We start from the raw sequence: 11,179 nt of genomic DNA on the forward strand, positions 1-11,179 counted from the left end.
AGGCCGCCGCCTGCCGATACGCTGATGACCTGATCAAGCTGATGACTGATGACGTGGTGACTCGATCACCATGACTGACTGATCAACAGGTGTGCGGGGCAGGGAAGTCGGGAAAAGCCGCAGAAGCGACACCGGCGGCGATGGGGGCGGGAATGACGGTTCCAACCGGTTTCGAGGACATCTTCGGGCCACAGGTTCCACGCTCGGGTTCGGACGAGACGGCGACGTACGCCCTGGCTTCGGCCGCGTACCGGGACGACGAGGCCGGGAAGATCCTCGAGGCCAACAACGAGTGGCACGAGTCGAAGGTCAACCCGGGCCGCAAGTGGGCGACGATCTTCCGGCCCAACCTCGGCGAGGCCTTCGCCCAGGCGGTGGTGACCCGCATGCTGGGCGTCGGCCGCAGTCCGGTCGTCCAGTCCTTCGGCATCGAGCCGCAGGCGGTGGTCGAGCACTGTCTGGCGGCCAACCGCCTCCGCAAGGAGCGCGACACCCGCCTGACGGTCGTGATGACGCTCTGCGGTCTGCTCTTCCTGCCGGGGCTGCTGCTGTGGCTGCTGGTCTTCCAGATACGGACAGCCGTCTCCAAGCGCGAGGACAAGCGGGCCTCCGCCCTCGCCACCGCGCTCCTCGTCGCCGTGGGCGTCGTCGCCGTGATCGCCATGATCCGGCTGCCCTTCACCGGTCCCCTGGCCTGGTACGTGCGGGGCGCGATCGTCGCGCCGGTCGTCGGCTGGCTGCTGGCGAAGCAGATCTGCGAGCGCACCGCGAAGGACCTGCGCGTCCGCTGGAACAACCTCCTCTCCGGCAGCACCGTGGGCGCCCGGGTCCCCGAGTCCGTCCCCAGCAGCCCCGGCGACACCCGGGCCGAGCGGCTGCGCCAGGCGTTCGGCGAGCTGCGCGACGAGCAGCGGTCGAACTCGGTCTTCTACGCCGGCCCCAAGGGCATCCTCGGCATGGGCACCCGCTGGGGGCACTGGCACCTCGCCGAGGACCTGGTGCCGGTCGTCTCGGACCAGATGCAGAAGGTGGGGTCGCTGAGCGCGGAGCTGGCCAAGCACCTGGTACCGGCTCCGGAGATCAACAGGTTCCAGAGCTTCGACGTCGTCAGCGCCGTCGAGCGGGCGATGGAGCGGCTCCACACGAGCCCGCTGACCACCGGCGGCTTCCCCAAGCCCGAGATCCGGCACTGGGTCGTCACGCACATCCCGGCGAGCGCCAAGGCCGTCACCCGCCCGAGCGGCAGCACGGCCCACCAGGTCAACCTCCAGCAGATCCGGGACATCTGCAACAAGCAGCAGTACAACAAGGGCGAGCGGCACTACCTGGGCGTCCAGTGGACCCTCCACGACGGCCAGTTGGTGATCAGCATGCTCGTCTCGGTGACCGTGCTGCACAAGACCCTGCGCATCGAGCTCACGGGTCATGCCCTGGGACCGGTGAACGGCCTGTTCATGGGCAAGCCGGCGGCCAAGGAGAAGAAGGTCGCCAAGACGGTCAAGTTCTGGGAGACCCGCACGGTGAAGCTCCCGCTGGTCGGCAACGACGAGGTCGTACGGCTCGCGGCCCGTGCCCCGTTCACCTGGTACCCGCCGCTCCTGAACTGGCTCGGCGGCTCACTGACCCTTCCCGAGCCCTTCGGACTGCGGCACGCCTGGGCCGACCAGCCCTGGAAGAACCGCTTCATGACCGACGACGTACTGCGCTCCGCGACCCCCGTGCTCCGGGTGGTGCACGAGGCGGTCATCGAGTTCCTCAAGGGCCACAACGTGGACACCACGAAGTTCGACGGCCGCACCTCCGTGCTCAGCGGCGCGGTGCAGGACCCGACACCGAAGAAGGACGACGTCTACGACGCGTAGGCCTCGGGCGGATCAGCCGGAGGCGGCGGCCCGCGTGTGTGCCGTCAGGGGGCGCGGGCGTGCGCGGGGCGGAGAGCGGGCCACGGAGGTCGGGCGGCCCCTGGGAAAGGCCGGGGGCGTGAATTCCCACGCCCCCTTTCCGGTCCCTTCGCAGCCCTGGCCGGGCTACGGCCTGGGCCACGCCTCGGCGAGCATCTCGCGGGTGTCCGCGAGCAGTTGGGGCAGGACCTTGGTGTGGCCGACGACCGGCATGAAGTTGGTGTCGCCACCCCAGCGGGGCACGATGTGCTGGTGGAGGTGGGCGGCGATACCCGCCCCGGCCACGGTGCCCTGGTTCATGCCGATGTTGAAGCCGTGCGCGCCCGACGCGGCCCGCAGCGCGGTCATGGCCTGCTTGGTCAGCTCGCCGAGCTCGGCGGTCTCCGGACCGGTCAGGTCCGTGTAGTCCGCGACATGGCGGTAGGGCACCACCATGAGATGGCCGCCGTTGTACGGGTAGAGGTTGAGCACCGCGTACACCTGCTCACCGCGCTTGACGATGAGCCCGTCCTCGTCGGACTTGGCGGGGATCGAGCAGAACGGACAGCCGTCGTCGGCCCCCGGGCCGGTGGGCTTGTTCTCGCCCTGGATGTAAGCCATCCGGTGGGGCGTCCACAAGCGCTGGAACGCGTCCTGCGTCCCCACTCCGATCTGCTGCTCCGGCTCACTCGTCATGTGGTGCAGCATATTGCTTCGCCCGTTCGCGGCGTGTCGGCGGGGCTCTCCGGAATGCGCCCCGGGCCAAGCTGGGCCGGTGGACGACGACAGCCCGCAGACCCGCTGGGAACGGCACACCGAGGTCCCGCTCGGTCTCTGCTCGCTGCTGTTTCTCACCGCCTACGCGGTGCTGGTTCTCGGTCACGGTCTGCCGCCCGTCGCACGGGACGCGTGCCTGGCCGCGCTGCTGGCCGCCTGGGTTCTGTTCCTGGTCGACTACGGAGTGCGCTGGCGGCTGAGCGGCCAGGGTCCCCGCTTCGTACCGGCCCACTGGCTGGACACACTGGTGCTCGTCCTGCCCCTGCTGCGCCCGCTGCGCGTCGTCAAGGTGTACGAGGCCGTGCAGCGCCGTCGCGGACGGCCCCGTCTCGCCCTGTACGCGCGCGTGGCCTTCTACGCGGGTCTGTCGGTGCTGCTGCTCGGCTTCGCCGGCGCTCTCGCCGTCTACCAGCAGGAGCACTCGGCGCCGCATGCGACGATCCGCACCTTCGGTGACTCGGTGTGGTGGACCTGCTCCACCCTCGCGACGGTGGGCTACGGGGACGTCGTCCCGGTGACCGTGCTCGGACGCACGATCGCGGTGGGTCTGATGGCGTGCGGTCTGGCGCTGCTCGGCGCGGTCACGGGGTCGTTCTCGTCGTGGCTGCTGCACGTGTTCGCGCGCGAGGACGACGAGAGGCCCCCGGGGTGGTGAACTCCCCGGGGGCCTCTCGCCGTACGGCTCCGATCACTCCGCGCGTCCGATCACTCCGCGCGTCCGATCACTCGGCGCGTCAGACCTGCGTGCGCTCCTCGACGATCTTCGCGATCTTGGCGATCGCCTCGTCGAGGGGGATGCCGTTCTCCTGCGAGCCGTCGCGGTAGCGGAAGGAGACGGCGCCGGCCGCCATGTCCTCGTCGCCCGCGATGACCATGAAGGGCACCTTCTGCTTCTGCGCGTTGCGGATCTTCTTCTGCATGCGGTCGGAGGACGAGTCGACCTCGACGCGCAGGCCCTTCTTCTTCGCCTCGGTGGCGAACTTCTGCAGATACTCCACGTGCGCGTCACCGATCGGGATGCCGACCGCCTGGACGGGCGCCAGCCAGGCGGGGAACGCGCCCGCGTAGTGCTCGAGGAGCACCGCGAAGAAACGCTCGATGGAACCGAACAGCGCGCGGTGGATCATCACCGGACGCTGCTTGGTGCCGTCGGGACCGGTGTACTCCAGGTCGAAGCGCTCGGGCAGGTTGAAGTCGAGCTGCACGGTCGACATCTGCCAGGTCCGGCCGATGGCGTCCTTGGTCTGGACGGAGATCTTCGGGCCGTAGAACGCGGCGCCGCCCGGGTCAGGGACGAGCGGGAGGCCCTGCTTCTCCGCCACCTGCCGCAGCGTCTCGGTGGCCTCCTCCCAGACCTCGTCGGAGCCGACGAACTTCTCCGGGTCCTTGGTGGACAGCTCGAGGTAGAAGTCCGTGAGGCCGTAGTCGCGCAGCAGGTTCAGGACGAAGGTGAGCGTCCTGTCGAGCTCGTCCGCCATCTGCTCCTTGGTGCAGTAGATGTGCGCGTCGTCCTGCGTGAAGCCGCGGGCGCGGGTCAGACCGTGCACGACGCCCGACTTCTCGTACCGGTACACGGTCCCGAACTCGAAGAGGCGCAGGGGCAGTTCGCGGTACGAGCGGCCGCGCGCGTCGAAGATCAGGTTGTGCATCGGGCAGTTCATGGGCTTGAGGTAGTAGTCCACGCCCTCGTCGAGCTGCATGGGCGGGTACATGCCGTCGGCGTACCAGTCCAGGTGGCCCGAGGTCTCGAAGAGCTTCCCCTTGGTCGCGTGAGGGGTGTAGACGAACTCGTAGCCCTCCTCCTCGTGGCGCCTGCGCGAGTAGTCCTCCATGACCCGGCGGATGATGCCGCCCTTGGGGTGGAAGACGGCGAGGCCGGAACCGATCTGGTCCGGGATGGAGAAGAGGTCCAGTTCGTTGCCCAGCTTGCGGTGGTCGCGCTTCTCGGCCTCGGCGAGGAAGTCCAGGTGCGCCTTCAACTCGTCCTTGGACGGCCAGGCGGTGCCGTAGATGCGCTGGAGCATCGGGTTCTTCTCGCTGCCGCGCCAGTACGCGCCGGCGTTGCGCATGAGCTTGAACGCCGGGATGTTCCGGGTGGTGGGCAGGTGAGGACCCCGGCAGAGGTCCTTCCAGCACAGTTCGCCGGTCTTGGCGTCGAGGTTGTCGTAGATCGTCAGCTCGCCGCCGCCGACCTCGACGTCCGCGCCGTCGGCCCCGTCCTGGGCGGCCGCGGAGCCCTTGATGCCGATGAGCTCCAGCTTGTACGGCTCCGCGGCGAGCTCCTCGCGGGCGGCCTCGTCGGTGACCACGCGGCGGGAGAAGCGCTGGCCGCGCTTCTGGATCTCCTGCATCTTCTTCTCGACGGCCTTGAGGTCCTCGGGCGTGAACGGCTTCTCGACGTCGAAGTCGTAGTAGAAGCCGTCCTTGACCGGCGGGCCGATGCCGAGCTTGGCGTCGGGGAAGAGCTCCTGCACGGCCTGGGCCATGACGTGCGCGGTGGAGTGGCGCAGGATGTTGAGGCCGTCCGGTGAGGAGATCTCGACGGGCTCGACCTCCTCGCCGTCCTGCACCTCGTACGCGAGGTCCCTCAGCTCGCCGGCCACGCGCGCCGCGACGACGGTGCGCTCGCCCGGGAAGAGATCGGCGGCCGTAGTGCCCGTCGTCACCACGCGCTCTTCCCGCTCGGAATCGCGTTGGATGACCACACGGACGTCTGACACCGGACTCTCCTGCCTGAAGGTGGGCGCACCGCTACGCGCGGGCGCAGACAGGAATCGTACCGAGCCGAGGCCCCCCTCCGCGAAACGGTTCCCGCCGGTCCGGGCTCAGTCCCCGCTGCACGCCTCCTCGAAGAAGTCCAGATTCTCCTGGAGCGACTTCATCAGCCGGTCGCGTTCGGCCTCGTCGACCTGCACGGGTACGACCCCGGAGGCGTCCGTGAGCCTGCGGAAGCCGCCGCGGCTCTCCAGCCGCCCGTGCACCCGCACCGGCAGCCCCACGAGGTGCGCCTGTCCCGCTATCCGGTAGGCCTCCTCGTCGAGGGTCACGCGCACGTACGGGACCTCCGCGCCCGCGATGACCCGCAGTCGTACGGTGCCCTCGCCGCGCGGCTCCGACCTGCGCATCCGCACCACGGCGCCGGTGATCCTGACCGGCACGGACGGCTCCTCACGCAGATACCGGGCCGCGGCCTCGCGCAGCACGGGCACGTCGCCCGGCGAGAACTCGACGGCCTCGTCGGGCGCCGCGCAGCCCTCGGGGACGCCGGCCGCGGGCGCCCACTCGACGGCGACGCGGGCACCCTCGGTACCGCGTACGAGGGCGACGACGGCCTCGGTGAGTTCATGGCTGACGCCCGCCTCGACGGCCGCGTCGAAGGCGTCCATGCCGCCGGTGGCCCGCTGGTAGTCGATGGCCTCGCGGGCGGCGTACAGGGCCTGGTGCAGGCGTATGGCCAGCGACCGGCCGGTGTCCACGGGCACGAAGGCGGTGAGCCGGCGTCCGCCCGGTTCGGCGCCGACGAGGATGTTCTCCAGGGACGCGGCGGCGGGCCTGCGGTACCGGGTGCCGTAGTAGCCGGCCCGCGCGCGGGTGGCGAGGGCGGCCGCGAGCAGCATCTGGCGGGCGGCCGAGCGCAGCCGCTCCTCGACGCTCCAGGGCGTGGCGCCGACGGGACCGGTCGGGACATCGCGCCACCAGCGGATCTCGTCGCTGGGCACGGCGAGGGCGACCAGCACGTCGCGCGCGGAGGGGGACCCGCTGCGGGAGAGCGCGTCGAGGGCCTCGCCGAGAAGGTCGTCGCTGTCGGGGAAGGCCCGGTTCTCCGGAACGAGCAGACTGGTGCCCGAGCCGCCGGGCCCGGGTGGGGTCCACCTGCCGTACCGTCCCGCGGCGCCGCCGCGGCGCTGCCAGCCGTGCCGGTGCAGCAGGGCGCTGAGCACGGCGGGGTCGACCTGGCCGGGTTCGGGCGGTTCGGTCCAGTGGGCCTCGGCGGGGTGCGGCCTGACCGGCCGGAGGGGTTCGTCGATCGGGCGGTGCGTCATGGCCTGCCTCCCGTCCCGACCCGCGTCATGATCTCGCACAGGGCCCGGTCGTCGAAGATGCGCGAGGTCGGTATGCGGACGGTGGTTCTGCGCCGGCCCGTGACGGGCTGCCCGGCGAGGTTGATCCAATAGCAGCAGTGCCGCAGGTCGAGGCGGTCGTGGCTGGCGCGCAGCCAGTCGTCCTGGGACCGGGGCACGAGCATCACGACCAGGATCTTGTGCACCGAGACCGGGGTGCGGGCGAGCTTCGCCAGGTGCTCGTTGTCGAGCGTGAAGGAGAAGGCAGGACCCGGGGGGTTCGGCGGGATCTGGTAGGTGCACTTGAGCTGCACCTTGATGGTGACTTCGTCGTCGACCGTGTGTCCCGGACCGCTGTGACTGACGTGCCAGTCGATCCCGTTGTCCGGAAAGGGCTGGGACAGGGAGCAGCCCGCCGCCGCGGCGACGGCGTGCAGGTAGCCGACCTGCAGTGTCTCCATGCAGGCGGTGGTGGCGAGCGTGCCGCGATGGGGTGCCGTCCGCTGGGGCAGCAGCCCACCCCGCTCGGGCTGCGCGATTGCCATGAGTCCAACAGCCTTCCAAGCCAAGAGAATCCCCGCGACGGGCCGCTGAACTGCAAAGACCCGTACCTCTGTTGTCTCCTTCCGGCGTACGGCGCAAACAGCCCGGGTATCACCAAACGGGCAGAAGACGGTGCGTCAGCTGCCGTGGGTGAACGAGGAGTTGTGTGCGTATGACGTGCTGGTACGAGGGCCCCTTGGCCGCGTTCGACACGGAGACCACGGGCGTGGACGTCGAGACCGACCGGATCGTGTCGGCCGCCGTCGTCGTCCAGGACGCCGCGGGTTCCCGCCCCCGGGTGACCCGGTGGCTGGTGAACCCGGGTGTCCCGGTGCCCGAGGGCGCGACGGCGGTGCACGGGCTGACGGAGGAACATCTGCAGCGCAACGGCCGCTGGCCGTCGCCGGTGATGGACGAGATAGTCAGGGTGCTGGACGAGCAGGCCGCGGTGGGCCGCCCACTGGTGGTGATGAACGCGCCGTTCGATCTGACGCTGCTGGACCGGGAGTTGCGTCGGCACCGGGCGTCCTGTCTCGACCGCTGGTTCGAGTCGGCGCCGCTGCGCGTGCTCGATCCACGGGTCCTGGACAAACATCTGGACCGCTACCGCAAGGGCCGGCGCACGCTCACCGACCTGTGCGCGCACTACGGCGTCGCGCTGGAGGGCGCGCATGACGCGGCGGCCGACGCGCTGGCCGCGATGGAGGTGGTGAGGGCGGTGGGGCGCCGCTTCGCGCCCCGGCTGGAGCGGCTCTCCCCGGCCGAGCTGCACACCTTGCAGTCGGTGTGGCACGCGGCGCAGGCGCGTGGGCTGCAGGCCTGGTTCGCGCGCAGCGGCTCGGAGGAGTCGGTCGATCCGTCGTGGCCACTGCGGCCGGAGCTGTCCGCGGCGGCTTGAGCGGGGCGTGCGACGGCCCACGCGAGGTCACGGCGGCCCGCGTGGACACCGGCGCCGTCCGTCCGGGTAGGCAAGAAGGCCGGTCCGTCTGCGACGGACCGGCCTTTCCCGGTGGGCGATACTGGGTTCGAACCAGTGACCTCTTCGGTGTGAACGAAGCGCTCTCCCACTGAGCTAATCGCCCGGGAACGCACTGAACAATACAGGTTGTGGCGGGTGTCGTTCAAACCGCTCGCAGCGAGGTCCTCAGTCCGTGCCGCCCCGCACGCATCATCAGGGCGTGGTTGAGCCGGAACAGAGGCCGTCCCGGCAGGGCGAACCGCCGCAGCAGGGGCTTGCGCACGTCGACCTCCTGGTCGTACCGGGCGCGGGTGCCCGGCCCGTCGGGGCACAGGGTCCAGCGGGCCCAGCCCTCGATGTCGCCCGACATCGCGATCTCCAGCACCCCGGCGACCGGGTCGCTGCGCACCTCCTGTGCGGTGAACACGAGGTCGTACGGCAGGAACGAGCGGACACGGATGACGCCGCTCCGTTCGTCGGCCGGGCGCACCTCGCGGACCTGGGGCCACCAGCGGGGATAGTCCTCGGCCTGTTCGAGAGCGCGGTAGACGTCGGCGGGCGGCGCGGGCAGGACCCACAGGCTGCGGAAGCGGTAGTGACACCAGTCCATGGACCGAGTGTGCCGGTCCGGGGTCGCGAGCACGAGGCGGGTACGTGCCGCGTTCTGGCACCGGGGGTCACGGACTCGGTTTCGACGGGGGCGGTCTGACGGAGTGGCGGACCGACGGCCGACGGCCCGTCAACGACGCGGACGCGGTCCGTGCCGCCGGACACCTCGCGGGCGCCGTGGATCTTCTTCGGAGTGGCGAGGTACCCGCCCCAGGTCCAGCCCCCGCCACGGCCCGCTGCCCGACTTCTCAAATACCCCCTCGTCGGCGACAAGTGACATCGTGTTGGTTCCGACCGGAATACCCGATTGCTTTACGCCGACTTGGCCGACCTTCTCGACTCCAGCATTTCCGGCGCCTATCCGCGCCCTGAGGTCGGGCAGCACACCTCTCTTGTCGTACTTCCGCAACAAGCCGACCGCGTTCCGGAATACGTCCGGCCGATTTCCACCGGCGGCCCGGGTCCGGAACTTCTCCCAAAAGGCCACATAATCCTGGAAGTCCCACTTCCCCTTGATCTCCGGGCACGGGAGACGCCACCCGGAGGCGGTGTGCGGTTCAGACGCGAGGGCTGACGGCGGGTCACCCGAAGCGGGGGCGGGCACAGGGGGGTGCAGCCGCCGGCCGCTGCCCGCCACGCCCGCCCCCCCGGCGGAGGCGCCATCACCCCGCCGGTGCGATCCGCAGGCGACCGTCACCGCCACCGAGGCCGGGGCCAGCCCCGAGCGGCGAGCGGCGAGCGGCGAGCGGCGAGCGGCGAGGCCATCTTCGTCCGCCCTCGACGTCACTCTCCGGCCACACGGCCCCATGGCCGAGATCACGCGCTACGCGCCATCGCCGCGCTACGCAGAGTGACGCGGCCTGTCGTGACCTGGCACGGAAACGACGAAGGCGGCCCTGTCCACGTATCCGTGGATCGGGGCCGCCAGCCGTGCTGGTGGGCGATACTGGGATCGAACCAGTGACCTCTTCGGTGTGAACGAAGCGCTCTCCCGCTGAGCTAATCGCCCGGGCGCAGGGAGAACATTACCCCAAGTCAGAGGGTGACTCCGACCGGCCAGGGGCGCTGCGGGGCCGTCCCGAGGACGCCTCTCCGCCACCTCTTGTCACTCTTTGTCACTCTTTGATGTTCCAGGGCATCTGGAAGCCGAACTTCCAGAGGTAGACGGCGCAGAGGGCCGCGATGATCACGAGGCCGACGGTCGTCAGGATGATGTTGCGACGCCGGACCGCCGGGTCGAGCGCCCGCTGCGTCGCCTCCGTGACCTTGCGCTTCGTCCAGCGGAGCACCAGCTGCGCCCAGACGAACTCGGTCGCCCAGATCGCCATGCCGCCGAAGATCACCAGCCAGCCCGGACCGGGCAGCGGCAGCATGATCACGCCCGCGACGACCACCGCGAGCCCCACGACGAAAACGCCCACCTGCCAGCTCAGGTGCAGCGCGGGACGCGCCTTGATGAATTCCGGCGCCCGCGAACCGAGCGGCTGCTCGGTCTTGCTCTCGCCATCGGCCATGGCACTCTCGCCCGGCTCGTCACTCCCCGTATTCATACGACCAAACCCTACCGGAGAGAAACCAGTCACCGGAATGGCCCTATCCGGCGAAGGCGCCCTCGGCCGGATGAGTTACGTAAAGGCACGCAAAACACTCAGAGGGGTTTACAACGGCACCGTAGGTGGCATGTCGATTTCGCCGACGTGCGAATCCCCGAGCGCACACTGAGCGAAAGGCCCTGGCGCTTATGAACACCACGGTCAGCTGCGAGCTGCACCTGCGCCTCGTTGTGTCGAGCGAGTCCTCACTGCCTGTTCCCGCAGGACTGCGGTATGACACGGCCGATCCCTACGCCGTGCACGCCACCTTCCACACCGGAGCCGAGGAAACCGTCGAGTGGGTGTTCGCCCGCGACCTCCTCGCGGAGGGCCTCCATCGGCCCACCGGAACCGGCGACGTCCGAGTCTGGCCGTCCCGAAGTCATGGTCAGGGCGTCGTATGCATCGCCCTGAGCTCCCCGGAGGGCGAGGCTCTGCTCGAGGCCCCGGCGCGGGCCCTGGAGTCCTTCCTGAAGCGAACGGATGCCGCCGTGCCCCCGGGCACGGAACACCGGCACTTCGATCTCGACACGGAGCTCTCACACATCCTGGCCGAGAGCTAGCGACCCCACAGAGCCGCCCGGCGCCGTCCACTCGGGGAGACGGCTCGGGCTAACACAACCGCATAGGGCACAACCGAGTTAGGCACGACAGCATGTGGCACAACCGAACAGATCTCGAACACCGGCGCCGTCGCCCCCGGCAGACCCCCGCGCCGCGCCCGGGGGGGGCGCGCCCCCCCCCCCGGGGGCCGCCGCC

General features: G+C 70.1%; 10 protein-coding genes and 2 tRNA genes. 4 read left to right on the forward strand and 8 right to left on the reverse strand.

From position 1 onward, the window contains the following. Nucleotides 1–152: 152 nt before the first annotated feature. The gene (locus ABZV34_RS29145) at nt 153–1,862 is read left to right on the forward strand and encodes a hypothetical protein (protein ID WP_356282909.1); all 1,710 of its coding nucleotides are present in this window, start codon (nt 153–155) and stop codon (nt 1,860–1,862) included. Between the two features lie 165 nt (nt 1,863–2,027). On the opposite strand, the gene ABZV34_RS29150 is transcribed toward ABZV34_RS29145, so the two are convergent. After that, the gene (locus tag ABZV34_RS29150; protein ID WP_356282912.1) at nt 2,028–2,588 is read right to left on the reverse strand and encodes an HIT domain-containing protein; all 561 of its coding nucleotides are present in this window, start codon (nt 2,586–2,588) and stop codon (nt 2,028–2,030) included. A 67-nt stretch (nt 2,589–2,655) separates the two neighbouring features. On the opposite strand from ABZV34_RS29150, the gene ABZV34_RS29155 reads away from it, so the two are divergent. Beyond that, nucleotides 2,656–3,312, forward strand: a complete 657-nt coding sequence (locus ABZV34_RS29155) for an ion channel (RefSeq protein WP_356282915.1) — start codon at nt 2,656–2,658, stop codon at nt 3,310–3,312. Nucleotides 3,313–3,391: 79 nt separating this feature from the next. Here the strand turns inward: ABZV34_RS29155 and thrS are convergent, their stop codons facing one another. The 3 genes from thrS to ABZV34_RS29170 form a co-directional block, all read right to left on the reverse strand. Then, a complete protein-coding gene (gene thrS / locus ABZV34_RS29160; RefSeq protein ID WP_356282917.1) occupies nt 3,392–5,377 on the reverse strand; it encodes a threonine--tRNA ligase in 1,986 nt (661 codons plus the stop codon). Nucleotides 5,378–5,482: 105 nt separating this feature from the next. Further along, the gene (locus tag ABZV34_RS29165; RefSeq protein ID WP_356282920.1) at nt 5,483–6,700 is read right to left on the reverse strand and encodes a hypothetical protein; all 1,218 of its coding nucleotides are present in this window, start codon (nt 6,698–6,700) and stop codon (nt 5,483–5,485) included. Beyond that, complete coding sequence (locus ABZV34_RS29170) at nt 6,697–7,263, reverse strand: DUF4365 domain-containing protein (protein WP_356282923.1); 567 nt, start codon at nt 7,261–7,263, stop codon at nt 6,697–6,699. Before ABZV34_RS29170 ends, ABZV34_RS29165 begins: the two co-directional genes overlap by 4 nt. Nucleotides 7,264–7,433: 170 nt before the next feature. Here ABZV34_RS29170 and ABZV34_RS29175 point away from each other — a divergent pair, with 170 nt between their 5' ends. Next, a complete protein-coding gene (locus ABZV34_RS29175; RefSeq protein ID WP_266697750.1) occupies nt 7,434–8,159 on the forward strand; it encodes a 3'-5' exonuclease in 726 nt (241 codons plus the stop codon). Nucleotides 8,160–8,271: 112 nt separating this feature from the next. On the opposite strand, the gene ABZV34_RS29180 is transcribed toward ABZV34_RS29175, so the two are convergent. From ABZV34_RS29180 to ABZV34_RS29195, 4 genes are all read right to left on the reverse strand, one after another. After that, nucleotides 8,272–8,343: transfer RNA gene (locus ABZV34_RS29180), tRNA-Val, on the reverse strand. 39 nt (nt 8,344–8,382) lie between these two features. Continuing rightward, the gene (locus ABZV34_RS29185; RefSeq protein ID WP_356282926.1) at nt 8,383–8,829 is read right to left on the reverse strand and encodes an SRPBCC family protein; all 447 of its coding nucleotides are present in this window, start codon (nt 8,827–8,829) and stop codon (nt 8,383–8,385) included. A gap of 933 nt (nt 8,830–9,762) precedes the next feature. Continuing rightward, nucleotides 9,763–9,837, reverse strand: a tRNA-Val gene (locus ABZV34_RS29190). A 106-nt stretch (nt 9,838–9,943) separates the two neighbouring features. Continuing rightward, the gene (locus ABZV34_RS29195) at nt 9,944–10,378 is read right to left on the reverse strand and encodes a TIGR02611 family protein (protein ID WP_356282929.1); all 435 of its coding nucleotides are present in this window, start codon (nt 10,376–10,378) and stop codon (nt 9,944–9,946) included. A 191-nt stretch (nt 10,379–10,569) separates the two neighbouring features. On the opposite strand from ABZV34_RS29195, the gene ABZV34_RS29200 reads away from it, so the two are divergent. Next, nucleotides 10,570–10,983, forward strand: coding sequence for an SsgA family sporulation/cell division regulator (locus ABZV34_RS29200; RefSeq protein ID WP_003959770.1), 414 nt, complete (start codon nt 10,570–10,572; stop codon nt 10,981–10,983). The last annotated feature ends 196 nt before the right edge of the window (nt 10,984–11,179 follow it).

Source organism: Streptomyces sp. NPDC005195, from assembly GCF_040608315.1.
Taxonomy (GTDB): Bacteria; Actinomycetota; Actinomycetes; order Streptomycetales; family Streptomycetaceae; genus Streptomyces; species Streptomyces kaempferi.

Bases quoted from the DNA above. Each gene is read 5' to 3' on its own strand.
- ABZV34_RS29195 (WP_356282929.1), bottom strand. From the start codon at position 10,378: ATGAATACGGGGAGTGACGAGCCGGGCGAGAGTGCCATGGCCGATGGC.
- ABZV34_RS29150 (WP_356282912.1), bottom strand. From the start codon at position 2,588: ATGCTGCACCACATGACGAGTGAGCCGGAGCAGCAGATCGGAGTGGGG.
- ABZV34_RS29170 (WP_356282923.1), bottom strand. From the start codon at position 7,263: ATGGCAATCGCGCAGCCCGAGCGGGGTGGGCTGCTGCCCCAGCGGACG.
- ABZV34_RS29175 (WP_266697750.1), top strand. From the start codon at position 7,434: ATGACGTGCTGGTACGAGGGCCCCTTGGCCGCGTTCGACACGGAGACC.
- ABZV34_RS29145 (WP_356282909.1), top strand. From the start codon at position 153: ATGACGGTTCCAACCGGTTTCGAGGACATCTTCGGGCCACAGGTTCCA.
- ABZV34_RS29185 (WP_356282926.1), bottom strand. From the start codon at position 8,829: ATGGACTGGTGTCACTACCGCTTCCGCAGCCTGTGGGTCCTGCCCGCG.
- ABZV34_RS29200 (WP_003959770.1), top strand. From the start codon at position 10,570: ATGAACACCACGGTCAGCTGCGAGCTGCACCTGCGCCTCGTTGTGTCG.
- ABZV34_RS29165 (WP_356282920.1), bottom strand. From the start codon at position 6,700: ATGACGCACCGCCCGATCGACGAACCCCTCCGGCCGGTCAGGCCGCAC.